This is a genomic window from Luteimonas sp. 100069 (genome assembly GCF_003813845.1).
GTDB lineage: Bacteria > Pseudomonadota > Gammaproteobacteria > Xanthomonadales > Xanthomonadaceae > Luteimonas > Luteimonas chenhongjianii.
The window spans coordinates 289,155-312,469 of sequence record NZ_RPFN01000004.1 but is presented as its reverse complement, the minus strand read 5'-3'; the positions used below and the strand labels follow the sequence as shown (position 1 = coordinate 312,469).

The following is a 23,315-nucleotide window of genomic DNA, read 5'->3' as shown; positions in this document are numbered from 1 at the left end:
CGAAGTGGAAGCGTGTGAATGCGGGTCTTGGCCGTAGTGCCGTGGCTAGAACAGTTCGCCCTGTGGGGAGTCCGGCCGCAACGGTCTGAACCGGTCGGTGCGCAACGGAGGCAGGTTACCGAAACCGAGCGCCCGCCGCGCCCGGGCGAAGCGGGCGGCCAGCAGGTCGGCGAACGGCCCCTCGCCACGTTTGCGATGGCCGAAGCGGCTGTCGTAGTCGCGCCCGCCGTGCATCTGCTGCATCAGGCTCATCACGTGCGCGGCGCGCTCGGGATAGTGCAGGTCCAGCCACTCGCGCCAGACCGTCTTGAGCTCATGCGGCAGGCGCAGCAGCACGTACGTGGCGCTGGCCGCGCCGGCCTGGTGCGCCGCTTCGAGGATCGCCTCGAGTTCCGGGTCGGTGATCATCGGCACCACCGGCGCCACGATCACCCCGACCGGCACACCGGCATCGGCCAGGGTGCGCATTGCGCGCAGGCGGCCGTGCGGGGCCGCCGCGCGGGGCTCCATCCGGGCCGAGAGCCGGTTGTCGAGCGTGGTCACCGAGAAGTAAACGCTCACCAGTCCGTCGGCGGCCAGCGGCGCCAGCAGATCGAGATCCCGCACCACGCCCGCGCCCTTGGTGACCAGGCTGAAGGGGTGGCGGGCTTCGGCCATGACCTCGATCAGTGCCCGGGTCAGGCCGTAACGCCGTTCGATCGGCTGATACGAATCGGTGTTGATGCCCAGCGCGATCGGCGAGCACTGGTAGCCGGGCCGGGCGAACTCGGCGCGAAGGCGCTCGGCGGCATTGGTCTTGGCGAACAGACGGGTCTCGAAATCCAGGCCCGGCGACAAGTCCAGATATGCGTGCGAAGGTCTGGCAAAGCAGTAGACGCAGCCGTGTTCGCATCCGCGGTACGGATTCACCGACTGCGAGAACCCGATGTCGGGCGAGCTGTTGCGGCTGACGATGCTGCGCGCGCGCTCCTCGGTGATCACCGTCTGGGGCGAGATGGCTTCGTCCTCGAGTACCTGCAACGCGTCCCAGCCATCGTCCTCGGCCACGGCGGTCTGCTTCTCGAAGCGGCCGGCGACCCACGAGCTGCTGCCACGACCCTTGCGGACCAGTGCGGTGGGCGGGCGGACACCGTTCGAGCTCATCGTCGCCAGTGTGGCCGCAGCCTGTCGCAGCCTGTGAGACGCGCTGGCTTCGTCGTCGGGCGTTGTCCCGGTCCGGAAATTCCTGTCGTGGCCGCCGGGGATCGATCACCCCGATCGGCTGGGCCCCACGCGCGGCATAGCGCCCGGTCCCGTTCGTGGCGGGCGCAACCGGTGGGGGAGCTCCAGGACAGACACCCCAGCGGCGGAGGGCACCGGGCAGGCCAGACCGCGATGCCCGGCCTCACCCAAGGGCGCAGCCGGTACAGGCGGCCGGCGCGAACGCCATTGCCGGGTTCGTCGTCATCGGTCCCGCAATCCTTTCGCCCCAGTGCGGCCGGCATCGTTGCCTGGTGTCATCGCCGACCGGCTCCGTGAGCACATGCTGGGGCGCAGACTGCGCAGCGCCGGGGCCTCCGGGTGTCGCAGGCCCCGGCATCGCCCCGCATGTCGTCGTCGCCCCGGATCGCTACCCTGTGCGCGGCGCGAATCGCGCTGCCTGCTGGATTGCTGTTCGATGCCCGATTTCCTGCTCCGCCTGTGGGCCATGGTGGCGACCAATCCCCATCTCCTCGGACTGCTGGTCGCGTGCTGGGCGCTGTATCTGGTGGTGCTGGGTGTCTGGATCGTCCTGCAGAAGCGTGAGCCCGCCGCGACCCTGAGCTGGCTGCTGGGTCTGGCGCTGCTGCCGTACCTGGGGTTCCTCGTCTATCACGTGTTCGGTCCGCAGCGGATCCGCCGCAACCGGCTGCGTCGCAGCCACAACCGCGCCATGATGCAGAGCCCGCAGATCGAGACGGAGCAGGGCGAGGCCGCGGAACTGGTGCGCCTCGGACAGGCAACGACGGGCCTGCCGGCGACCTCGTCGGCCGAGGTGACGCTGCTGGTCGACGGCGCGGCGAAGTACACCGCAGTGCTCGCCGACATCGCCCGCGCCGAGCACCACGTGCATCTGGAGTACTACATCTACGAACCGGACCACACCGGCGCAGCCTTGCGCGATGCCCTGGTCGAGCGCGCGCGCGCCGGCGTGCGCGTGCGCGTGCTGCTGGACTTCGTCGGCTCGAGCGCGTCGCGCCGGTTCTTCACGCCGCTGCTCGAGGCCGGCGGGGAACTCGCCTGGTTCCATCCGATGCGGTTCGGGCGCTTCTGGCAGCGTCCCTGGACCAACCTGCGCACGCACCGCAAGATCGTGATCATCGATGGCCGCATCGGCTACACCGGCGGCATGAACATCGCCGACCAGCAGGACGAGCGGCTGCGTAGCGATGCCTATCGTGACCTGCACATGCGTCTGGTCGGCAAGTCGGTGCGGGTGCTGCAGCTGGTGTTCGCCGAGGACTGGGCCTACGCCACCGGGCAGCGCGACTTCCTTGCCGAGGTCAAACGCCAGACGCCACCGGCCGATGCCGGCCCGATCCGCACCCAGGTCCTGACTTCGGGGCCGGACTCCAACTGGGAAGCGATCCACCGCGCGCATGTCGGCGCGATCCACTCCGCGAAGACGCGGGTGTGGATGACCACGCCCTACTTCGTGCCCGGCGAGGCGGCGATGATGGCGTTGACCTCGGCCGCGCTGGCCGGACTCGACGTGCGCCTGCTGGTGCCGCAGGTCAGCGACTCGAGGATCGTCACGCTGGCGGCACGGTCCTATTTTGGTGAGCTGCTGCTCGCGGGGGTGCGGATCTACGAATACCGCTCGCGCCTGCTGCACAGCAAGACGCTGTTGGTCGACGACCACCTGGCGCTGATCGGCAGCGCCAACTTCGACCATCGCAGCTTCCGGCTCAATTTCGAGGTTTCGGTGCTGTTCGATGACACGGGCGTAGCCGCGGCGCTCGCCCAGCACATCGAAAGCGAGTTCGCCCACGCCCCACGCGTCCAGCGGGGCCGACGGCGTCCGCTGCTGACCGCGCGCCTGCCCGAGGCGCTGGCGCGGCTGTGCTCGCCTCTGCTGTAGCGGCCAATCCGCGATGCGGATCCGTACGCCAACCCACCACGGCGCTGCCCGAACCCGCTGCGGCGCACGGCTGACCGGGTGCCGGAGCACGCCATCTCGCAGCGGCGGCAGCCGAACCACGTCCGGTGACCGCAGGCTGCCCGCGGTGCCACGATCCGCAGCCGCGGGTCCTTGGGAGTCGCTACGTGCACAGTCCCGTACTTGCGGCTTGCCTGCGCGCCCGGCGACGCTGCGCTGCGCCGTTCGTCGCGCCGCTTGCGCGTTCGTCGATGCCGGCCCGGCTGGCGAAGCCGGCGGACCGGCGACTGGGCTAGACTCCGCACACGTCAGGTGGAGCCCGTCACATGCCCTGGTTGTTCCTGCTGCTCGCGCTCGGTGCGGTCGCCATTGCCTTCACCACCACGTCTGTCCCGCTCGCGGCGATCGCCCTGTTGCTTTCGCTGGTGTTCGTGGTCATCGGTGTGCTCGGCCTGCTCGCGCAGCGGGTCGGAAGCCAGAGCCGGAGCGAGGCGATGATGGTCGATCCGATGGAACTGCGTCGCCTGCGCGAGCAGGCTGAGGCCCGTCGCGCCGCCACGCCCTCGGACCCGTCCACGCGATCTCCGCCGGCGGGTCCGTGACCCGGCTCAGCGTCAACGTCAACAAGATCGCGGTGCTGCGCAATTCCCGCGGCGGTCGCGAGCCGGACGTGCTCCGCGCAGCCACCGTGTGTCTGGATGCCGGCGCTCACGGGATCACCGTCCATCCGCGGCCGGACGCGCGACATATCCGCGCCGACGATGTGTATGCGCTGGCCCGGCTGACGAGCGCACGCGGCGTCGAACTCAATATCGAGGGCAACCCCTTCGCGCCTCCGCGCGACGGCTATCCGGGTCTGCTGGCGTTGTGCGAACAGACCCGCCCGGCGCAGGTGACCCTGGTGCCGGACGGCGATGCCCAGCTCACCTCCGACCACGGCTTCGACTTCGCCCGCGAACAGGCGGCCCTGGTGCCTCTGGTGGCGCGCTTCCACGCACTCGGGTGCCGGGTGAGCCTGTTCGCCGATGCCGGCGCCGACATCGGCGCGGCGCGGGCCAGTGGCGCAGAGCGGATCGAGCTCTATACCGGCCCGTGGGCGGAAGCGTTCGACGCCGGGCGCCCGGCAAGCGCCTTGCCGGCATTCGTGGAGACGGCAGGTTGCGCGCGCGCGGCGGGGCTGGGGGTCAACGCCGGCCACGACCTCAGCCAGGCCAACCTGGCTGCTTTCCTCGACGCCGTGGGCAGGATCGACGAGGTCTCGATCGGCCACGCACTGATCAGTGAGGCCCTCTACGACGGTCTGGAGACGACGGTCCGGCGGTACCGCGCGATCGTTGATCGCGACTAGCCGGCGCTGCCCGGAGTCCCGATCCACACTGGGGCGCGCGTCGGTTTCACGATGGTCTGTGAGGACCCACCCGCGATGGCGGCCCCGACTGCGGCTGCGGCACAGGCCGTGGGTCCGGGCCGTGGTCGCACGCCCGCCCCGCCGGGCGGAGGCGGGTTGCGCAGCCAGCGACGGGACCGGCGCAACCAAAAAAAAAAACGCCGCCCGAAGGCGGCGCTCAAGACTTCGCGGTAAGCGTCGGACGCGCTGCAGGCTCGTCCGACGTTGATGCGGTGACTGCTTACTGCTTGACGAATCCGATCTTCTGCATCTGCGCGTTCTTCGCTTCAGCCAGCACCTTCGCCAGCACGCCGTAATCGGCGTCGGCATTGGTGTCGATCTCGAGCGTCGGCTGATTGGTCGGGTCACGCTGGACCTCCGACTCCATCATGTTGCGCAGTGCCGAGACTGGCGTCGGGCTGTCGTTCCAGAAGACCTGGCCCGAGCCATCGATGCGCAGCCGGATCGGCTCCGGTGGCTCCACCGGATTTTCCGGCGGCGTCGTGGAGCGTTGTGGAAGATCGATGTCGATTGGATAGGAAGCCTTCGGCGCCGTCACCATGAAGATGATCAGCAGCACCAACATCACGTCGCAGAGCGGAATGATGTTGATGTCGGCCATCGGGCCTTCGCCACCGGATGAAAATGCCATGCGTGTTGCTCCGGTTTACCTGTTTTCGAGCGTCGCGATGAAGCCGACCTTGCGCATGCCCTGGGCCTGTGCAGTGTTGACCACGTCGTTGATCGTCCGGTACTTCGTCGTCGCGTCGCCACGGATGTTGACCGGCGGCTGCGGCGTCTTCTGTGCCTCGACCGAGAAAGCACTCTCCAGCAACTGGAGCGTGACCGGCTCGTCATTGAGGAAGATGTCGCCGTTCTCGGTCACCGCCACGGTCAGTGGCGGCGGGCCGGGCGCATTCTCCGGACGCTCATCGAGGTTGGCTTCCGGCAACTCGACCTGCACTTTGTGTGCCATCAGCGGTGCTGTGACCATGAAGATGATCAGCAGCACCAGCATGACGTCGACGAGCGGAACGATGTTGATCGTGGCATTGACCTTGTCGTTGCCACCACCTGAGCTGAAAGCCATATCTGAACTCCGTTGTCGCTACTGACGTGCGCGCTTCTTAGACCTTGGCCGGCATGTCGCCGACGCGCGAACCGGTGGCGAAGAAGTCGTGCAGGTCGTGCGCGAACGTGTCGAGCTTGTTGTTCGTGCCGCGGTTGAGGCGGACGAAGAAGTTGTAGCCCAGCACCGCCGGGATCGCGACGCCCAGACCGATCGCGGTCATGATCAGCGCCTCGCCGACCGGACCCGCCACCGCGCCGATGTCGGCCTGGCCGCTGGCACCGATGCGGATCAGGGCGCGGTAGATGCCCCACACCGTACCGAGCAGACCCACGAACGGCGCGGTCGCACCGACGGTGGCGAGCACGGTCAGACCATCTTCAAGCTTCAGCGATTCGCGGGTCACGGCCTGGCGCAGGGCGCGGTCGACGAACTCCGAACGGTTCAGCGACTCGACGAGACGCGAACCTTCGTGACGCTGGTGATGGGCGGCTGCCTGGGCGGCGTCGAGGGCGACCTTCGAGAAGGGCTCGCTCTTGGGCTGCTCTTCCATGAAGCGGATCGCGTCCTGGGCGTTGTGCGTTTCCCAGAACGTATTGATCACGCGGTCAGTACTGCCGCGCAGACGGGCAGCCTTGATGGCGTTGTAGATGATCCAGAAGATCGACATCGCGGACATCACGATCAGCACGATGAGCACGGTCCAGTTGACCGCGTCCATGTGCTCGATCATGTCGGCGAAGCCCATCTGCTGCAGACCTGCAGCGTTGGACACAGCGGCGTTGGTGGTTTCCTGCAGCATGACGCTTACCTTCTAGATGTAGTGGTTTGAAGAGTGGAACATTGACGCGGAACAGCGGGGGTCCGACGGACCCCGTTGTATCGGGTGACGCGTGAGGATCAGCCGAGCTTGAAGTCGACCGGAACACGGACGCGACCGGCAGCCGGCTTGCCGTTCTGCATGGCCGGCGCGAACGACCACTTGCGTGCAGCCTCGATCGCAGCGCGATCAAGGTCGCGATTGCGGCTGGACTTCTCGACCGACACGTTGGTGACGTTGCCGCTGGCATCGACGTCGATGACCAGGATCACCGTGCCCTCGATCTGCGCGCGAGCGGCCGCAGGCGGGTAACGCGGCGGATTCATGTTCTTCGACGAGATGTCGACGCTGGCGCCGATGTCGGCGACCGCGGCTGGCGGCGACGGAGGTGCCGGCGGCGGAGCCGGGGTATCCATCGGTGACGGATCGTCGAACACGACCGGCGGGGCCTCCGGCGGCGGCGGCACGGGCGTCGGGCGCGGCGGTGTCAGCTCCTTGATCGGAGTCGGCTTCGGCGGTTCCGGCGGCGGCGGCGGCGGCGGGGGGGGCGGCGGCGGCGGTTCGATGATCACCACACGCGTGGCGGCTTCTTCCTGCTGCGCGGCATTGGGCGGGTTGACCGGCGCCAGCAGCAGCATGATTGCGGCGGCATGGAACGCGACCACCATCGTGAAGCCGGCAATGCGACCCCAGTTGAGGCCCTCGTCTTCGTCGTTCGTGTTGGTCGTCGTCGAGCGTAGCGTCATGCGAAGAACTCTGGTGGGGCCGGGGAGGTACGCCCCGGTGGAAATGTCGATCTACCGCCCTGTCGGGCGGCAGGAACCCTAAAGCTTATACCAATCCGAGTAGCCTGCACCATCAAAATTCAGGCAACTTTTTCTTAACGTCCCGAGATGATGCGCTCGGCGTCCGTGTTGGATTTCAGGCCTTTCGCAATCGCCTGACGCGCCGCTTCCTGGGCTTCCGAGGTGCGTCCTTCCTGATGCAGGACGCGCGCGAGATTGAGATACGTCTCGCCATTCTCGGCGAGTGGCGCTGCCTTGCGCCAGGCGGCAATCGCCGGCTCGATCTGCTCGGAGAAGTAGTGTGCCTGACCGAGCGCCGCCATGGTGCGGTAATCCTCCTTGAGGATGTTCTTCTGCAGGCCCTCGTTGATCACCGCGATGGCCTCACGCTCCTTGTTGTCGCTGTTGAGGTACAGCGCGTAGAGGTTGCGGTACTCGCTTTCCTCGGTCAGCTGCCCGGCGGCGCGCAGGCGTTCGAACACCTCGATCGCCTTGTCGTTCTGGTCGGTCTGGAGGTACGAGACCGCGAGGTTGATCTGCGAGCGCTTGTCGTCCGGAGTGGCCTGGGCGACCTGCTCGGCCAGGCGCGTCGCCTCGGCGGTGTTGCCCGACTCGGCGTAAGCGCCCATCAGGAGCTGCGTCCACTGCGGGTCGACATCGCCGCCCGATTCCACCAGCGGCTTGAGCGTTGCGATCGCCTCGGGATAGCGCTCGAGACGATAGAGCATGTTGCCCTTCAGGGCCTGGTCCTTGGGATCGTTCGAGCCGGACTCGGCGAGATAACGGTCCAGCGACGCGAGCGCTTCTTCGTACTGCTGCTCCTGGGCCTGCAACTGGGCCAGCATCAGCATCGACTGGAAATGGTTGTTGTTGTCGAGACCGCCGGTATCGAGCGCCTGCCGCAGGTAGGTGATGGCGCGCGCGTTGTCTTCGTTGAGCAGCAACTGGGCGCCGAGCAGGGCCGCCATCGACTTGTCGTAGGCGTTGGCACGTTCGTTGGCGAGGATCTCCTCGGCGATCGGCAACCCCTTGGCGGCATCGTTCTGGTTGCTGGCTTCAGACAGCGCGTTGAGCTGCTTGATCAGGCTCTGGCTCGCCGCCACGCCCGGTTCCTGACGGGTGGCGTTGGGGAAGCGGGCTTCGACGACGGGCGCGGCGCGAGTGGAACGGCGCTCATTGCGCTCGCTGCTGCGCGAGGACCGGTCGACCCGCCGGCGCTCGCTGCGATCCTCGCCTTCGCTACGCGCGTTGCCGCCTTCTTCCTGGGCGAACGCGGTCGGCGCCGCGAATGCGAGCAGCACGGTGCTCAGGGCGGCGGCCAGGGCCTGCTGGGACATGCGGGACTTCGACATCGTTTACCTCGATTGGCAGGTGCCCGCGCAGACACGGGGGCGGGAAGCTGGAACGGCGATTATCGCCGGAAGAATGCGGGCCTGTATTGCACGAAGAGGCGGCCCGCGTCAGCCGCAGCGCGGGCGCTTGCCTGCGGCCTGGGCCTGTTCGTAGACCGGCACCAGGCTCGCGGCGCGCGTCTGCAGTTCGCTGATGCGGCTCCGGGGATCGGGATGGGTCGACAGCCACTGCGGCGGACGACTGCCGCCGCTGGCCGCGATCATGTTCTGCCACAGGCCGACTGCCGCACGCGGATCGAAGCCCGCCTTGGCCATCAGGTCCTGGCCGACGACATCCGCCTCGGTTTCCTGGACGCGCGTGCCCGGCAGCAGGAACAGTCCCTGCGCGGCGGCGCCACCGAGCTGGCTGGTCGCCTGTTGCGCGCCTTCGCCGTAACGCGAGCCCGCCAGCGCACCGACTACGCCCAAGGCGCCCTGGGCGCCGATCTGGCGGGTGACGCGTTCATCGTGATGGTTTGCATACACGTGCCCGATCTCGTGCGCGATGACCGCCGCCAGCTGGTCCTGGTCCTTCGCGACATTGAGGATCCCGGTGTGCACGCCCACCTTGCCGCCCGGCAGAGCGAAGGCGTTCGGGTTGTCGTCGACGAAGACCACCGATTCCCAGTTGAGCTGCTGCCAGTTGGGTGGCAGCTCGCGCACGATGTCGGTGACGATGCAACGCACGTACGCCTGCTGCTTGGCGTCAGGGGAGGCGCGCATCTTCGCCTTGGTGTCGGCGAAAGCCTCGAGGCCCATCTGGTTGAGCTGCGCCTGGCTGACGGCGCCGACGTACTGGGTACGCCCGGTGGGGGACGTGGTCGTCGCGCAGCCGGCAAGCAGCAGGGCGGCGGCAAGCGCTGCGATCGGCGTTTTCATCACGGGACTTCCCTATTCAAGAACCCTCGTTGTAGAGCGGCGCAGATTAACGCGCCGTCAATCCGACTCGGAGGGGGGCACACGGGCGGTGTGGGTCAGACGTCGAGATTCGCGACCTTGAGCGCGTTGTCGTCGATGAACGCCCGGCGGGGCTCCACGACATCGCCCATCAGGGTGCTGAAAATCTCGTCCGCGGCTACCGCGTCCTCGATCCGGACCTGCAGCAGGCGGCGCGTATCGGGGTTGACCGTCGTATCCCACAGCTGCTCGGGGTTCATTTCGCCCAGACCCTTGAAGCGCTGGATCTGGCGACCGCGCTTGGCCTCGTCGAGCAGCCAGGCCTGGACTTCGGCAAACGACCTCACCGGGTGGGTGCGGTTGCCGCGGGTGATCTGCGCGCCTTCGCGGATCAGCCCGTGGAGCTGGCGTGCGGCCTCGCCGACTGCCCGCAGTTCGCCGGTCTCCAGCGCCGACAGCGGCACCAGCTGGGTGATGTCGACGCCCATGTGACGCCGCTCGATCGTGAGCACCGCGCCTCGCGCTTCGGTCGCCGGCTGGATGCCGAAGCGGTAGCGCGGACGGCCGAGCCCCTTGCGGTTGAGCCCGGCCTCCAGGGCCTCGAGCGCGGCAGCGCTGTCGATCCCCGGCCCGACCAGCGGCGCGGCGTCGAGCAGCATCTCGATCACGGCCGGGTCGTAGCGATGCGCGTTGCGGGCAATGGTGTCGCGCGCGGCGGCGAACACCAGCAGCAGGTTCTCCAGGGCGACGCCCTCGATCGCTGGCTCGGCGGCGGCCGGGACCAGTGACGCGCCCTCGACCGCATTGCCGGCGAGGTAGACGTCGAGCGCCGTATCGTCCTTGAGATAGATCTCGTTCTTGCCCTGCTTGACCTTGTACAGCGGCGGCAGGCCGATGTAGACGTGGCCGCGTTCGATCAGCTCGGGCATCTGCCGGTAGAAGAACGTCAGCAGCAGCGTCCGGATGTGCGAACCGTCGACGTCGGCGTCGGTCATGATGATGATCTTGTGGTAGCGCAGCTTGTCCGGGTTGTACTCGTCCTTGCCGATGCCGGTGCCCAGGGCCGTGATCAGGGTGCCGACCTCGGCGCTGGCGAGCATGCGGTCGAAGCGCGCGCGCTCGACGTTGAGGATCTTGCCGCGCAGCGGCAGCACCGCCTGGTTCTTGCGGTTGCGGCCCTGCTTGGCCGAGCCGCCGGCCGAGTCACCCTCGACGATGAAGAGTTCCGACAGCGCCGGATCCTTCTCCTGGCAGTCGGCCAGCTTGCCCGGCAGGCCGGCGATGTCGAGCGCGCCCTTGCGGCGGGTCAGGTCGCGTGCCTTGCGGGCGGCCTCGCGGGCGCGCGCCGCATCGACGATCTTGCCGGCGATGGCGCGGGCCTCGGCGGGGTTCTCGTCGAGGAATTCCTGCAGGCGCTGGCCGAACGCACTCTCAACGACCGGGCGCACCTCGGAGGAGACCAGCTTTTCCTTGGTCTGGGAGGAGAAGCTCGGGTCGGGCACCTTCACCGACAGCACCGCGATCATGCCCTCGCGCATGTCGTCGCCCGACAGGGCCACCTTGGCCTGCTTGGCGATGCCGTTGCGCTCGATGTAGTTCGTCAGCGTGCGCGTCAGCGCCGCGCGGAAACCCTGCAGATGGGTGCCGCCGTCCTTCTGCGGAATGTTGTTGGTGAAGCAGAACATCGTTTCCTGGTAGGCGTCGGTCCATTGCAGGGCCACGTCCACAGTGATGCCGCTCTGCTCACCGGTCACCGAGATCACGTTCGGATGCAGCGGGGTCTTGAGCTGGGCCAGATGCTCGACGAACGAGCGGATGCCGCCCTGGTACTCGAACAGATCCTGCCGGCCCTCGCCGCGCAGATCCACGAGCTTGATCCGCACACCGGAGTTGAGGAACGAAAGCTCCCGCAGACGTCGCGCCAGGATGTCGTAGTGGAACGTGACATCGCTGAAGGTCGCAACCGCCGGCCAGAACCGCAGCAGGGTGCCGCGCTTGTCGGACGGTTCCAGGCGCTCGACCGGGGCCACTGCCTCGCCGGAGGCGTATTCCTGGTGGTGATGGAAGCCATCGCGCCAGATGTCGAGGGTCAGTTTCTCGCTGAGCGCATTGACCACCGAGACGCCCACGCCGTGCAGGCCGCCGGAAACCTTGTAGCTGTTGTCGTCGAACTTACCGCCGGCGTGCAGCTGGGTCATGATGACCTCGGCCGCGGAAATGCCCTCTTCCTTGTGGATGTCGACCGGAATACCGCGCCCGTTGTCCGACACCGAGACCGAGCCGTCTTCGTGGATGGTGACCACGATGTCGTCGGCGTGGCCGGCCAGGGCTTCGTCGATCGAGTTGTCGACGACCTCGAACACCATGTGGTGCAGACCGGTGCCGTCATGGACGTCGCCGATGTACATGCCGGGACGCTTGCGCACAGCCTCGAGGCCGCGCAGCACGGTAATTCGGCTGGAATCGTAGTCGGTATTGGCGGGCGCGCCGCCGGAGATCGTCTCGTCGCTCATTCGGTTCGCAGTCTGGCCGGTGCGCGGCGTCCATGCGCGGTCCGGCAGGCCGGAGGCGCGGCTGGAGGGGGCCGCAAGGACGGAATTGTAGCATTGCGGGCGAAGCGGGGGTCATTGTTCCACGTGGAACAACATCCGCCGGGCGAATGATTCTCCATGCGGGCCAGACGCGGATTCAGCCAGCCCGAACCTCGCCATGTTCCACGTGGAACATGGCTGCGCCTACCAGCAGTTCAGCCGGCCAATGCGCGGGCCGCTCGGTACCCGAGATCAGGACCTGTGCCTGCATCCGGTGCAGGTAGTCGAGTACCTGGTGCTGGTGGTGCCGGTCCAGTTCCGAGGCGAGGTCGTCCAAAGCAATAATCGGCCATCGCCCCTGCGAACGCGCGGCGCAGTCCTGCGCCTGGGCCATCAGGCAGCACAACGCCGCCTGCTTGGCCTGCCCACGTGAAAGCAGGCCCTGCTCGGGGCGATCCTCGAACCGGATCCGCCAGTCAGCGCGATGCGGTCCGACACTGGTGTAGCCGACGGCCCGATCGCGATCCCGGGCGACCAGCAGGGCATCGGCCAGGGAAAGCTCCTGGCGGCGCCATCCGGGGTGGAAGACGAGCTCCGGAAGCCCAAGCCCGGGCGCGATGTCGGCGGCAACCGTCTGCACAGCACCGTGCAGGCGCCTCAGGTAGGCATCCCGGCGGCTGTCGAGCGGTTGCGCCGCCTCGACGAGCTCAAGGTCCCAGGCGTCCAACTGCGGATTCGACACCCCGGACTTGAGCAACGCATTGCGCTGGCGCAGCGCTCGCGCGTAACGGCGCCACTGCGGCAGGAAATCCTGTTCCACGTGGAACAACCCCCAATCGAGGAAGCGGCGACGCACCTCGCTGCTGCCCGAAATCAACGCGTGGCTGCCCGGCTCGAACGTCACCACCATGAGCGCCGCGCACAGCTCGCCCAGCTGCCCCACGTCGGTGCCGTCCAGCCGTCCGCTCCACTCTTGGCCGGTATGTCGAAGTCCCGCCCGGCGCAGTTGGCCGTCCAGCGCTTCGCCATCGCTCCATTCGACGAAGACCTCGAGCGCATCCGCGCCTCGCCGGATCAGGCCATCGCGCACGCGGCCGCGAAAGCTCCGGCCGTAGGCCATGACATGCAGCCCCTCCAGAACGCTGGTCTTGCCGGCGCCATTGTCACCGAGCAGCAGGTTGAGGCCAGCGGCCGGACGGAGCGACACGGCCTGAAGATTGCGCACATTGCGAAGATCGAGCCGGGTGAGGCGCATGGCGAACCTGGAAGCGGTGGGAGCAGAACCGACGACGCCCGGACTGGGCCGGGCGTCGGGTTTCACGTGAAACATCCTCGTTTCGTCAGAGTCGCAGCGGCATCACGACATGGCGGCTGCGTTCATCGGTCGCCTCCCGCACCAGCGCCGACGAATTGGCATCACGCAATTTCAGGATCACGCGCTCACCACGCAACGCGGTCAATGCGTCGAGCAGGTAGTTCACGTTGAAGCCCACCGCGAGGTCGTCGACCTTGGTTTCAGCCTCGACTTCCTCGTGCGCTTCTTCCTGCTCGGGGTTGTGCGCGTTGATCCGCACGGTCCCCGGCGAAACCTCGAGGCGGACGCCGCGGTATTTCTCGTTCGACAGGATTGCCACGCGCTGCAGCGCGGCGCGCAGCAGTTCACGGTCGATCGTGACTTCGCGGTCGGCGCCGATCGGGATGACCGCCTCGTAGTCAGGAAAGCGGCCGTCGATCAGCTTGCTGGTGAATGTCACGTCATCGCGCTTGACCCGCAGGTGGTTGCGGCCCAGCTCCAGCTCGAGGGTCTTGTCGCCACCCTCGAGCAGACGCTGCAGCTCGGTCACACCCTTGCGCGGCAGGATGATCTGGCGCTTGGTCTGAACCGCGGTGTCGAGCGTGGTTTCGCACAGTGCCAGGCGGTGGCCGTCGGTCGCGACGCAGCGCAGGCGCGTATCGCTGAGGTCGAACAGCAGGCCGTTGAGGTAATAGCGCACGTCCTGCTGGGCCATCGCGAACGCCGTCCGCTCGATGAGTTCCTTCAGGGCCGCCTCTGGAACCGCGATGCGGTCGGTGGCCTCGACCTCGTCCACCGAGGGGAAATCGCCGGCCGGCAGGCTCGACAGCGAGAAGCGGCTGCGCCCGGCTTGCACGGTGATCTTCTCACCGGACTGCGAGATCAAAACCTTGCTGCCATCGGGGAGCGCCCGAACGATATCGAACAGCTTGCGGGCCGGGACCGTGGTCTCACCGTCCTGGGCGTCGTCGACGGGGCGGCGCGAGACCATTTCGACTTCGAGGTCAGTGCCGGTCAGCGAGAGCTGGCCGTCCTGGACCTGGACCAGCAGGTTGGCGAGCACGGGCAGCGTCTGGCGGCGCTCGACGACATTGACGACCTGGGCCAGCGGCTTGAGCAGAGTTTCGCGTTGGAGACTGAAACGCATGACGGTGTTATCCCCTTGTCCCGTGCTTTTATAGAAAGGATATAAATCTAAAGATGGTGGTGCTGGGTGACGCCAAAATCAGTGGATATCTAGCGCAACCCGTTGAAACAAATGAATTTTTTCGACTCTCAAACGCGGTGGACAGCGGGGGCTGGAGAGGTGGATGAAGCTGTGGACAAGTTCTTGCCCCTCAAACTGTCCACAGGCTCTCCCCAATGCGTCCCGGAGTTGTACAAACCCCGGAACGCACAGCTTACTCGCTGAGTTTGCGGATCAGCTTGTCCCAATCCTCGCGCAATTTGCCGTCGCTTTCGATAAGCGTGCGGATCTGGCGGCAGGCATGCAGCACCGTGGTGTGGTCACGGCCGGCAAAGGCCTCTCCGATCTCGGGCAGGCTGTGTTCGGTCAGCTCCTTCGACAGGGCCATGGCCACCTGCCGGGGGCGCGCCAGCGAGCGCGTACGGCGCTTGGAGAGCAGCTCCTTGATCTGCAGGCCGTAGTAGTCGGCCACCACCTTCTGGATGTTGGAGATGCTGATCGCCTGCTGCTGGGCACGTAGCAGGTCGCGCAACGTCTCCTGGGCGAACTCGACCGTGATCGGGCGTCCCATGAAGTTCGCGCGTGCCGCCAGCGTATTGAGCGCGCCCTCGAGATCGCGCACGTTCGAGTGCATTTTCTTGGCCAGCAGGAACGCCACGTCGTCGGGCACGACGGTGCCGCGCTCGGCGGCCTTGGCCAGCACGATCGCTGCGCGGGTTTCGAAGTCGGGCGGATCGATGGCCACCGACAGACCCCAGGACAGGCGCGACTTGAGCCGTGGCTCCAGCCCTTCCACCTCGCGGGGATAGCGGTCGCAGGTCATGATGATCTGCTGCTTGCTGTCGAACAGCGTATTGAAGGTGTGGAAGAACTCTTCCTGGGTGCGGTCCTTGCCGGCGAAGAACTGGATGTCGTCGATCAGCAGCGCGTCGATCTGGCGGAACTGGCGCTTGAACTGGTCCGAGGTCTTTTCCTGGATCGAGCGGAAGAACGCGCTGTAGAACTCCTCCGAGCGCAGGTAGAGCACCCGGGCGCGCGGATTCTGCCGGCGCATCTCGTTGCCCGCGGCGAACATCAGGTGGGTCTTGCCCAGCCCCGTGCCGCCATAGAGCAGCAACGGGTTGTGCGCACGGTCGCCGGGCTTGAGCGCGGCTTGCCATGCGGCGGCACGACCCATCTGGTTGCTGCGGCCTTCGACAAAGTTGTCGAAGCTGTAATGGCTGTCCATGTTGCCGGCGAAGGCTTCGATCGGCGCCGCCGCTGCGGCGCGGCTGTCGAAGATCGAGGTCGGCGTCGCCTGGGCGGGCGCCGCGGCGCGCGGCATCGACCCGACCTGGAGACTCACGTCCTCGATGCCGGCGAAATGCTCGAGCAGCTCGCGGATGCGCGGCATGTAGCGTGCCTGCACTTCGTCGCGGACGAAGGCATTGGGCGCGTACAGCACGGTCGAGCGGTCATCGGCGTGGGCCTGCAAGGGCTTGAGCCAGGTGTGGACATCCTCGGCCGGAAACTCGGCTTCGAGGCGTTGGAGGCAGCGGGGCCAGGCATCCATCATGCGGCGGAATTCGACAAAGCGGGCGCCGCCGCGCGAATGCGCGGTCCGGTCGCCGGAGAAGGGCAGGCAGACTACCATGTCGCCACCGCGTCCCCGAGGAACGGAGTCGCGCGGGCGCCAGGCACCGGCTTGACCGGCGCGGTGCCAGGCCGCTAGAATTTCCGGTTCCTTATTCGTCACGTTGCCCGAAGGGCTCGACCATGGCTACCAAGCGCACCTACCAGCCCAGCAACCTCAAGCGCAAGCGCGACCACGGCTTCCGTGCGCGCATGGCGACGGCCGACGGCCGCAAGATCCTCGCGCGTCGCCGCGCGAAGGGCCGCAAGGTCCTCTCGGCCTGAAGCTCTCCGGGCCGGTGAGTCGCCTCCGCGTACTCACCGCCCGTCCCGCAGCGCTGATTCCATGACCGCCGGTGTCCGCTATCCGCGGCACGTGCGTGTGCGCGCGCGTGCGGATTTCGATCGCATCTTCGCCAGCGCGACGCGAACCGCGTCGCCGACACTGGCCGTGCACCTGCTGCCTGAAGCCGGCCCGGCGCGTCTGGGCCTGGCGGTCTCGCGCAAGGTCGACAAGCGCGCGGTCGGGCGCAACCGGATCAAGCGTACGCTGCGCGATGCATTCCGCCTGCTGCAGCCCCAGCTCCGCTCGGGCAGCTATGTCGTCGTGGCCCGCCCCGCCGCAGCCCAGCTCGACAATGCCGCGCTGCGCGCCGCGTTCCTGAGCGTGCTCAAGCGCGCCCGCGCGTTGCCGCCGTCTTCCGCGGCCGGCACAATGCCTGCCACCCAGATTCCACCCACGCCGGCATCGCCCGGCGCATGAGCATGCCCGCCTGATGAACCAGATCCGTACTTTCCTCGTCCTCGCCTGGCTGATGGTCGCCGTGTTGCTATGGATGGAGTGGGGCAAGGAAAAGACTGCCGCCGCCCAGCCGCAGCAGAGCGGCGCGGTCCAGCCGGGCGCGTCGGTGACGGTACCCGGCGCGGCCGCCGGCAGCGCCGCGGTGCCCAGCGCGCCCACGGATCTGGCGCCGATCGCGCCGACACCGGGCGTCGCCGCAGCCGCCGGCACTGCCGCCGCCGGCGCGCAGCGGGTCGTCGTGCAGACCGACGTACTGCGGGTGGTCCTCGAGGGCGGCAACGTCGTCCAGGCCGATCTGCTCGAGTATCCGCAGACCCGCGACGAGGCCGCGTCCCCGGTGCGCATGCTCGACACCGACCCCTCGCACTACTACGCCGCGCAGGCCGGCTGGGTCAGCAGCACCAATGCCGCGCCGAGCCACGAAGGCCAGTTCGTCCCCGAGAACGCCGCCGCCAGCGCCACGCTGGCCGAGGGTGAGCAGTCGGTGATCGTGCCGTTCCTGTGGACCGGCGCCGACGGCGTGACCATCCGCCGCAGCTTCGTGCTGACCCGCGGCAACTATGCGATCGAAGTACGCGACGAGATCGTCAATGGTGGCAGCGCGGTGTGGCAGGGCTTCCCGTACCGCCAGCTGATCCGTACCGCGCCGGTGGTCACGCGCGGAATGACCAATCCGGAGTCCTACAGCCTGGTCGGCGCGACGTGGTTCGGCAGCAACATCGGCTACGGCCGCCGCCAGCTCGGCGATTTCGAGGACGATGGCCCGCTCAATGCCAGGGACAGCCAGGTCTGGATCGCGATGGTCCAGCACCACTTCTTCAGCGCCTGGATCCCGGCTCCGGACGATGACGGCACGATCTCGATGCAGGTCGACCGCAGCACCGGCGCGCCGCGTTACCTGATCCGCGAGATCGGCGCCCCGCTCGCGGTCGCGGCCGGCCAGCAGGCCTCGACCACCGCCCGCCTGTGGGTCGGCCCCAAGCAGGTCGGCCTGATCCAGGCCCAAGGCGTGCGTGGCCTTGACCGCGTCGTCGACTACAGCCGCTTCTCGATCTTCGCGATGCTCGGCGAAGGCCTGTTCTGGATCCTGGCCAAGCTGCATGGCCTGATCGGCAACTGGGGCTGGTCGATCATCGGACTGGTGCTGCTGGTGAAGCTGGCGCTGTATCCGCTGTCGGTCGCGCAGTACAAGTCGATGGCGAAGATGCGCAAGTTCCAGCCGCGCATCGCCCAGCTCAAGGAGCGCTACGGCGACGACAAGCAGAAGTTCCAGATGGCGATGATGGAGCTTTACAAGAAAGAGAAGATCAACCCCATCGGCGGTTGCCTGCCGGTACTGCTGCAGATGCCGGTGTTCTTCGCGCTGTACTGGGTGCTGCTCGAGTCGGTGGAACTGCGCCACGCGCCGTGGATGCTGTGGATCCACGACCTCACCGCGCGCGATCCCTACTTCATCCTGCCGGTGCTCAACATCGCGATCATGTGGGCCACGCAGAAGCTCACGCCGATGGTCGGCATGGATCCGATGCAGCAGAAGATCATGCAGTTCATGCCGCTGGTGTTCGGCGCGATCATGATCTTCTTCCCCTCGGGCCTGGTGCTGTACTGGGTCACCAACGGCGGCCTTGGCCTGCTGCAGCAGTGGTGGATGATCAGGCGCTACAGCGAGGCGCCGGCGAAGGCCTGACGGCCGCGTCGACGTGTGGATCCACGAGCCCGCCGCATGGCGGGCTCGTGCGTTTGAGGAGAAGTGACATGCACCAGTGGAACGAAACCATCGCCGCGATCGCCACCGCGCCCGGCGCCGGCGGGGTCGGCATCGTGCGCCTGTCGGGACCCGCGGCGCTGGCGATTGCGCGGACGATCAGCGCGCGCCGCGCCCTGCGCGCGCGCCATGCCCATTACGCGCGATTCCGCGATGCCGACGGCAGCGTGCTCGACGACGGTCTCGTCCTCGCATTCCCCGGGCCCGCCAGTTACACCGGCGAAGACGTGGTGGAGCTGCAGGCGCATGGCAGCCCGGTGGTGCTGCAGCAATTGCTGGCGCGTTGCCGCGCGCTCGGCGCGCGACTCGCGCGGCCTGGCGAGTTCAGCGAACGCGCGTTCCTCAACGGCCGGCTGGATCTGGCCCAGGCCGAAGCGGTGGCCGACCTGATCGCAGCCGGCGATGTGCGGGCTGCGCGCGCGGCCCGGCGCGCGCTCGACGGCGTGTTCTCGGCGCGCTGCGAGGCCATGGCCGCCGAGCTGCTGCATCTGCGCGTGCATGTGGAGGCGATGATCGATTTCTCCGACGAGCCGATCGACGGGCTCGGCGGTGACGAGGTGGCGCGTCGCATGGAGGCGCTTTCCGTGTCACTGGCGCAGCTGCTGGTCGAGGCCGAACAGGGCCGACGGCTCCGCGATGGCCTGCATGCGGTGATCATCGGCCCGCCCAACGCCGGCAAGAGTTCGCTGCTCAATGCGCTTGCCGGCATAGACCGGGCGATCGTCACCGACATCGCCGGCACCACCCGCGATCTATTGCATGAAACGCTGCGTATCGGCGGTGTCGAACTGACCCTTGTCGACACCGCCGGCCTGCGACCCGAAGGTGATGCGATCGAGCGTGAGGGGATGCGCCGTGCGCGCGCGGAACTCGCACGCGCCGACCTCGCCCTGGTCGTGCTCGACGGCCGCGCCGCCGACGCGGGCTGGATGCAGGTCGCCGACGCGGTGGCCGATGTCGGCGATCGGATCATCGTCCACAACAAGGCCGACCTCCTGGCCCCGGGCACCGCCACGGCGCCGGACGACGTGCTGCAGGTGTCGGCGCACACGGGGGCCGGGCTCCACGCCTTGCGCGCAGCGCTGCAGGCGCGGCTCGGCGGCGATCCGCTGGCCGGCGAGGGCGCTTTCACCGCGCGCCAGCGGCATGTCGACGCCCTGCGTGATGCAGCGGCGGCGGTGGAGGACGCACGGGGCACACTGGCGGCGCAGCATCTCGAGCTGACGGCCGAGGCCCTGCGCATCGCCCAGGACGCAATCGGCGCGATCACCGGCCAGGTCCTGGCCGACGATCTGCTCGGCCATATCTTCTCGAGCTTCTGCATCGGCAAATAGTTGCGGCCCGCGGCTGCCAACTGCATTGATCTTCCGGAATCACTCGGACAAAATTCGTTATCGTGTCGAGAGCCCGTGAAGGCCGCCGGCACGAGAGGATTGACAAATCGGCGCCGCTGCCGCGTTCTACGCACTCTTGCGGACATGCATCCTTGGGGAAAGATGATGGTCTCGAAGATTCCGACGTCCAGTCGCGCGCCCAGCGCGCGCCTGGTCGCCGCGCTGGCTCTTGCCTGTGCACTTGCGGCCTGTGGCCGCGACGAGGCGCCGCAGGCGCCAGCTGAAACAGCCGGGGATGTGGGAGGGGGAACAAGCCAGCAGGCCGCGGCGCGGCAGCAGGCCGCCGACGACGCGATTGCCGGGCTCTCGGCCGAGGAACTGCGCACCGCGGCTTCGGCCGCGTACCAGGAAAGCCGCCTGTATGCGCCGGCCGGCGAGAACGCGATGGAGTATTACCTCGCGCTGCGCGAGAAGCAGGCCGGGGATCCCGCGGCCTCGAGCGCGCTGATCGACCTGTTGCCGATGAGCGTGATCGCCACCGAACAGAGCCGCGACCGCGGCGACTACGCCGAGGCACGGCGCCTGCTCGGCCTGATCGAACGCGCCGATGCGGGCCACCCGGCGCTCGAGCGCCTGCGCGCGAGTATCGACAGCGCCGAGCAGCAGACAGCCCAGCGGGCCGAGCAGCAGAAGCTCACCGCCGAACAGGAGGCGCAGCGGACCCAGCAGCTGGAACGCGAACGCGCCCAGCAGCAACAGCAGCAGCAGGCAGCGGCCGCCCAGCAACTGGCGCAGCAGCAGGCCGCAGCTGAGGCTGCGGCCCGTGAGGAAGCGGCGCGCCAGGCGACGGCGCGCGAGGAAGCCGCAGGCCGTCAGGCCGCCACCCCGGCACCGGCGCGTACGGAATCGCCGACGCCCGCCCCAGCGCCGGCGACGCCCGCACCTGCTGCGGCTGCGGTGCAGCTGCGGCCGCTGAGCACGCCGGCCCCGCGCTACCCTGCCGACGCGCTGCGTTCGGGCACCAGCGGGGAGGTCCTGGTCGAATTCACCGTCGGCGCCGACGGCGCGGTCAGCAATGCGCGCGTGGTCCGCGCCGATCCGCCGCGCATCTTCGATCGCGAAGCCCTCGCGGCGGTCCGCCGCTGGCGTTTCGAGCCGGTGCCTGCGCCGGTCACGACGCGCCGCACGATCGGCTTCGCGCCGACGACCAACTGATCCGCGGTTCCGTGTCGACCTGAGCCCTGCGTCGCGCAGGGCGACGTTGGTGCACCGGGAGCTCTCACCCAGACGCGCCAGGCGATAGGCGCAGCGGGACTTCAACAAACACGCGCATCGCAGCGCACAGAAAAAAGCCCGGCCGAAGCCGGGCTTTCTTTTTCTTGGCGGACCGGTCTGGTCAACCCGCGACCGCCAGCTTCTCCTGCCCATAGCGCCACACCGCCAGCAGCCACAGTGCCGCAGCCAACGCTAGGCTCGCGCCCAGATACACACCCCACACTTCCGGTGCGATCGGCTCGGCGCGGATGATCTTGAGCAGCAGCTGGTTCTGCGCGAGGAACGGCACGGCGAACTGCCACAGCTCGGTCTTGATCGGGTTGATCATCAGCACGAAGCTCGGAACCATCGGCAGCAACATCAGCCAGACGATGTGGCTCTGCGCTTCCTTCATGCTCTTGGCGGTCGCGGCGAGGAAGGTCAGCAGCGACGTGCCGACGAACAGCATCGGCAGCAGGACCAGCAGCATCTTGCCGATCGCGACGAAGCTGACGTCGAGCATCCGCGACGCACTCGTGCCCATCTGCGCGCTGATCTTGAAGGCGAGCAGGGTGAGCAGCAGCGAGGCCATGCCGATGATGCAGGCCGCGGCGATCTTGCCGCTGACGATCGCGCCACGCGAGGCCGGGGTGGCCAGCAGTGGTTCCAGCGACTGGCGTTCGCGTTCGCCGGCGGTGGCGTCGAGGATCAGGTAGGAGCCGCCGATGAAGCTCGACAGGATCAGCAGATACGGCAGCAGGATCGCCAGCAGAATGCCGCGCTTGGCTTCCTCGCTCGCAGTATCGCGTGTGCCGACTGCGACCGGCTGCACCACCGACGGATCGATGCCGCGGGCGAGCAGGCGCAGGGCGCCGACCTGCTGCCCGTAGGCAGCAATCGCGGTACGCACACGACGCGTCGGCGTCTCGGCGTTGCGGCGGGTGCTGTCGCTGATGATCTCGACCGTCGCCGGGCGACCGGCGTGCCAGTCCTCGGCGAAGCTCGCCGGAATCTCGATCGCCACGTCGATATCCTGGCCGGCGATCGCAGCGTCGAGATCCGCCGGTGCATCGACGGCCTGGATGCCGAGCGTCGCCAGATGCGCGACGAGATTGGGCGCGTGTTCGGCGCCGATCACCGGGACTTCCAGCGCGCGGTCCTGTTCGGTCTTCATGCGCTTCTCGGCCATGAAGTTCATGCCCAGCATCAGCAGCGGATACATCAGCGGTCCGAGCAGCAGCGCCATGAACAACGTGCGCCGGTCGCGCGCGATGTCGAGCAGCTCCTTGCGCACCACGCACCACATCCATTTCAGGTTGCTCATGCCAGCAGGCCCTCCTCGGAACCGATCGCACTGACGAACGCGTCTTCGAGATTCGGCTTGCCGAAACGTTCGCGCAGTTCGTCGGCGGTGCCGTCGGCGACCACGCGGCCCTTGGCGATGATGACGATGCGGTCACACAGCGCAGCGACCTCCTGCATGATGTGGCTGGAGAAGATCACGCAGCGGCCGTCGTCGCGCAGCTTGAACAGGAACTCGCGCATCGCGCGCGTGGTCATCACGTCCAGGCCGTTGGTCGGCTCGTCGAGAATCACGTTGCGCGGGTCGTGCACCAGCGCGCGGGCGATCGCGGTCTTGGTGCGCTGGCCCTGGCTGAAGCCTTCGGTCTGGCGGTCGAGAATCTCGCCCATGTCGAGCTGCTCGCTGAGCACACGCGTGCGCTCGTGGATTTCCGCTTTCGACAGACCGTGGAGCTCGCCGAAGTAGCGGATGTTCTCGCGCGCGGTCAGGCGCTTGTAGACGCCGCGCGCGTCAGGCAGCACGCCGAGCACGCGGCGCACCGCAGCCGGGTCCTGCGCGGCGTCGATGCCGTCGACCAGCACGCGGCCGCTGTCGGGCTTCATCAGCGTGTAGAGCATGCGCAGCGTCGTCGTCTTGCCGGCGCCGTTGGGACCGAGCAGGCCGGTGATGCGGCCGTCCTCGGCGACGAAATCGACGCCGTCGACGGCCTTGACCGTGCCGGTCTTCGTCTTGAACGCCTTGTGCAGTTGCTGGGCCGTGATCATCGGC

The 23,315-nt window shown here is 67.7% G+C and carries 21 protein-coding genes; 8 read left to right on the top strand and 13 right to left on the bottom strand.

The features are described from left to right. Window positions 1-45 precede the first annotated feature (45 nt). The gene (locus tag EGK76_RS10425; RefSeq protein WP_123832559.1) at window positions 46-1,143 is read right to left on the bottom strand and encodes a PA0069 family radical SAM protein; all 1,098 of its coding nucleotides are present in this window, start codon (window positions 1,141-1,143) and stop codon (window positions 46-48) included. A 544-nt stretch (window positions 1,144-1,687) separates the two neighbouring features. Here EGK76_RS10425 and cls point away from each other — a divergent pair. The 3 genes from cls (at window position 1,688) to EGK76_RS10410 (ending at window position 4,466) form a co-directional block, all read left to right on the top strand. Then, the gene (gene cls / locus EGK76_RS10420) at window positions 1,688-3,100 is read left to right on the top strand and encodes a cardiolipin synthase (RefSeq protein ID WP_233580275.1); all 1,413 of its coding nucleotides are present in this window, start codon (window positions 1,688-1,690) and stop codon (window positions 3,098-3,100) included. A 344-nt stretch (window positions 3,101-3,444) separates the two neighbouring features. Then, entirely contained in the window at window positions 3,445-3,720 is a 276-nt protein-coding gene (locus tag EGK76_RS10415) for a hypothetical protein (RefSeq protein WP_096296782.1), read from the top strand. Further along, window positions 3,717-4,466 carry a pyridoxine 5'-phosphate synthase gene (locus tag EGK76_RS10410; RefSeq protein WP_096296783.1) on the top strand — a complete coding sequence of 250 codons (750 nt, stop codon included), beginning with the start codon at window positions 3,717-3,719 and terminating at the stop codon, window positions 4,464-4,466. The genes EGK76_RS10415 and EGK76_RS10410 overlap by 4 nt, the downstream gene beginning before the upstream one ends. 280 nt (window positions 4,467-4,746) lie before the next feature. Here the strand turns inward: EGK76_RS10410 and EGK76_RS10405 are convergent, their stop codons facing one another. The 10 genes from EGK76_RS10405 to dnaA form a co-directional block, all read right to left on the bottom strand. Next, on the bottom strand, window positions 4,747-5,157 hold the full coding sequence (locus EGK76_RS10405) for a biopolymer transporter ExbD (RefSeq protein WP_096296784.1): 411 nt from the start codon (window positions 5,155-5,157) through the stop codon (window positions 4,747-4,749). Between the two features lie 15 nt (window positions 5,158-5,172). Continuing rightward, window positions 5,173-5,595 carry a biopolymer transporter ExbD gene (locus tag EGK76_RS10400; protein WP_096296785.1) on the bottom strand — a complete coding sequence of 141 codons (423 nt, stop codon included), beginning with the start codon at window positions 5,593-5,595 and terminating at the stop codon, window positions 5,173-5,175. A gap of 37 nt (window positions 5,596-5,632) precedes the next feature. Then, window positions 5,633-6,322 (bottom strand): MotA/TolQ/ExbB proton channel family protein, encoded by a 690-nt coding sequence (locus tag EGK76_RS10395; protein WP_233580274.1) that lies wholly within the window; start codon window positions 6,320-6,322, stop codon window positions 5,633-5,635. A gap of 152 nt (window positions 6,323-6,474) precedes the next feature. Next, window positions 6,475-7,140 carry an energy transducer TonB gene (locus tag EGK76_RS10390; RefSeq protein ID WP_096296787.1) on the bottom strand — a complete coding sequence of 222 codons (666 nt, stop codon included), beginning with the start codon at window positions 7,138-7,140 and terminating at the stop codon, window positions 6,475-6,477. Between the two features lie 134 nt (window positions 7,141-7,274). Further along, on the bottom strand, window positions 7,275-8,531 hold the full coding sequence (locus tag EGK76_RS10385) for a tetratricopeptide repeat protein (RefSeq protein WP_233580257.1): 1,257 nt from the start codon (window positions 8,529-8,531) through the stop codon (window positions 7,275-7,277). Window positions 8,532-8,639: 108 nt separating this feature from the next. After that, window positions 8,640-9,449, bottom strand: a complete 810-nt coding sequence (locus EGK76_RS10380; protein ID WP_123832557.1) for a M48 family metallopeptidase — start codon at window positions 9,447-9,449, stop codon at window positions 8,640-8,642. Window positions 9,450-9,544: 95 nt separating this feature from the next. Continuing rightward, window positions 9,545-11,980, bottom strand: a complete 2,436-nt coding sequence (gyrB, locus tag EGK76_RS10375) for a DNA topoisomerase (ATP-hydrolyzing) subunit B (RefSeq protein WP_123832556.1) — start codon at window positions 11,978-11,980, stop codon at window positions 9,545-9,547. Window positions 11,981-12,155: 175 nt separating this feature from the next. Further along, on the bottom strand, window positions 12,156-13,253 hold the full coding sequence (gene recF, locus EGK76_RS10370; protein ID WP_123832696.1) for a DNA replication/repair protein RecF: 1,098 nt from the start codon (window positions 13,251-13,253) through the stop codon (window positions 12,156-12,158). Between the two features lie 85 nt (window positions 13,254-13,338). Beyond that, window positions 13,339-14,439 carry a DNA polymerase III subunit beta gene (gene dnaN, locus EGK76_RS10365; RefSeq protein WP_096296791.1) on the bottom strand — a complete coding sequence of 367 codons (1,101 nt, stop codon included), beginning with the start codon at window positions 14,437-14,439 and terminating at the stop codon, window positions 13,339-13,341. A gap of 253 nt (window positions 14,440-14,692) precedes the next feature. Then, complete coding sequence (gene dnaA, locus EGK76_RS10360; RefSeq protein ID WP_096300194.1) at window positions 14,693-16,030, bottom strand: chromosomal replication initiator protein DnaA; 1,338 nt, start codon at window positions 16,028-16,030, stop codon at window positions 14,693-14,695. Window positions 16,031-16,233: 203 nt separating this feature from the next. Here dnaA and rpmH point away from each other — a divergent pair, with 203 nt between their 5' ends. The 5 genes from rpmH to EGK76_RS10335 all read left to right on the top strand — a co-directional run bounded on the left by rpmH (window position 16,234) and on the right by EGK76_RS10335 (window position 21,205). After that, window positions 16,234-16,374, top strand: coding sequence for a 50S ribosomal protein L34 (gene rpmH, locus EGK76_RS10355; RefSeq protein WP_047138036.1), 141 nt, complete (start codon window positions 16,234-16,236; stop codon window positions 16,372-16,374). A gap of 61 nt (window positions 16,375-16,435) precedes the next feature. After that, a complete protein-coding gene (gene rnpA / locus EGK76_RS10350) occupies window positions 16,436-16,852 on the top strand; it encodes a ribonuclease P protein component (protein WP_096296792.1) in 417 nt (138 codons plus the stop codon). Window positions 16,853-16,865: 13 nt separating this feature from the next. Further along, the gene (yidC, locus tag EGK76_RS10345; protein WP_096296793.1) at window positions 16,866-18,578 is read left to right on the top strand and encodes a membrane protein insertase YidC; all 1,713 of its coding nucleotides are present in this window, start codon (window positions 16,866-16,868) and stop codon (window positions 18,576-18,578) included. Between the two features lie 68 nt (window positions 18,579-18,646). Further along, window positions 18,647-19,990 carry a tRNA uridine-5-carboxymethylaminomethyl(34) synthesis GTPase MnmE gene (mnmE, locus tag EGK76_RS10340; RefSeq protein ID WP_123832555.1) on the top strand — a complete coding sequence of 448 codons (1,344 nt, stop codon included), beginning with the start codon at window positions 18,647-18,649 and terminating at the stop codon, window positions 19,988-19,990. Window positions 19,991-20,155: 165 nt separating this feature from the next. Continuing rightward, window positions 20,156-21,205, top strand: coding sequence for an energy transducer TonB (locus EGK76_RS10335; RefSeq protein ID WP_123832695.1), 1,050 nt, complete (start codon window positions 20,156-20,158; stop codon window positions 21,203-21,205). A gap of 181 nt (window positions 21,206-21,386) precedes the next feature. Here EGK76_RS10335 and EGK76_RS10330 read toward each other — a convergent pair whose 3' ends face one another. Beyond that, window positions 21,387-22,568 carry an ABC transporter permease gene (locus EGK76_RS10330; protein ID WP_123832554.1) on the bottom strand — a complete coding sequence of 394 codons (1,182 nt, stop codon included), beginning with the start codon at window positions 22,566-22,568 and terminating at the stop codon, window positions 21,387-21,389. Continuing rightward, window positions 22,565-23,311, bottom strand: a complete 747-nt coding sequence (locus EGK76_RS10325; protein WP_123832553.1) for an ATP-binding cassette domain-containing protein — start codon at window positions 23,309-23,311, stop codon at window positions 22,565-22,567. The genes EGK76_RS10330 and EGK76_RS10325 overlap by 4 nt, the downstream gene beginning before the upstream one ends. Window positions 23,312-23,315: the final 4 nt, after the last annotated feature.

Bases quoted from the DNA above. Each gene is read 5' to 3' on its own strand.
- EGK76_RS10425 (WP_123832559.1), bottom strand. From the start codon at position 1,143: ATGAGCTCGAACGGTGTCCGCCCGCCCACCGCACTGGTCCGCAAGGGT.
- cls (WP_233580275.1), top strand. From the start codon at position 1,688: ATGGTGGCGACCAATCCCCATCTCCTCGGACTGCTGGTCGCGTGCTGG.
- EGK76_RS10415 (WP_096296782.1), top strand. From the start codon at position 3,445: ATGCCCTGGTTGTTCCTGCTGCTCGCGCTCGGTGCGGTCGCCATTGCC.
- EGK76_RS10405 (WP_096296784.1), bottom strand. From the start codon at position 5,157: ATGGCATTTTCATCCGGTGGCGAAGGCCCGATGGCCGACATCAACATC.
- EGK76_RS10400 (WP_096296785.1), bottom strand. From the start codon at position 5,595: ATGGCTTTCAGCTCAGGTGGTGGCAACGACAAGGTCAATGCCACGATC.
- EGK76_RS10395 (WP_233580274.1), bottom strand. From the start codon at position 6,322: ATGGGCTTCGCCGACATGATCGAGCACATGGACGCGGTCAACTGGACC.
- EGK76_RS10390 (WP_096296787.1), bottom strand. From the start codon at position 7,140: ATGACGCTACGCTCGACGACGACCAACACGAACGACGAAGACGAGGGC.
- EGK76_RS10385 (WP_233580257.1), bottom strand. From the start codon at position 8,531: ATGTCGAAGTCCCGCATGTCCCAGCAGGCCCTGGCCGCCGCCCTGAGC.
- EGK76_RS10380 (WP_123832557.1), bottom strand. From the start codon at position 9,449: ATGAAAACGCCGATCGCAGCGCTTGCCGCCGCCCTGCTGCTTGCCGGC.
- gyrB (WP_123832556.1), bottom strand. From the start codon at position 11,980: ATGAGCGACGAGACGATCTCCGGCGGCGCGCCCGCCAATACCGACTAC.
- recF (WP_123832696.1), bottom strand. From the start codon at position 13,253: ATGCGCCTCACCCGGCTCGATCTTCGCAATGTGCGCAATCTTCAGGCC.
- dnaN (WP_096296791.1), bottom strand. From the start codon at position 14,439: ATGCGTTTCAGTCTCCAACGCGAAACTCTGCTCAAGCCGCTGGCCCAG.
- dnaA (WP_096300194.1), bottom strand. From the start codon at position 16,030: ATGGATGCCTGGCCCCGCTGCCTCCAACGCCTCGAAGCCGAGTTTCCG.
- rpmH (WP_047138036.1), top strand. From the start codon at position 16,234: ATGGCTACCAAGCGCACCTACCAGCCCAGCAACCTCAAGCGCAAGCGC.
- rnpA (WP_096296792.1), top strand. From the start codon at position 16,436: ATGACCGCCGGTGTCCGCTATCCGCGGCACGTGCGTGTGCGCGCGCGT.
- yidC (WP_096296793.1), top strand. From the start codon at position 16,866: ATGAACCAGATCCGTACTTTCCTCGTCCTCGCCTGGCTGATGGTCGCC.
- mnmE (WP_123832555.1), top strand. From the start codon at position 18,647: ATGCACCAGTGGAACGAAACCATCGCCGCGATCGCCACCGCGCCCGGC.
- EGK76_RS10335 (WP_123832695.1), top strand. From the start codon at position 20,156: ATGGTCTCGAAGATTCCGACGTCCAGTCGCGCGCCCAGCGCGCGCCTG.
- EGK76_RS10330 (WP_123832554.1), bottom strand. From the start codon at position 22,568: ATGAGCAACCTGAAATGGATGTGGTGCGTGGTGCGCAAGGAGCTGCTC.
- EGK76_RS10325 (WP_123832553.1), bottom strand. From the start codon at position 23,311: ATGATCACGGCCCAGCAACTGCACAAGGCGTTCAAGACGAAGACCGGC.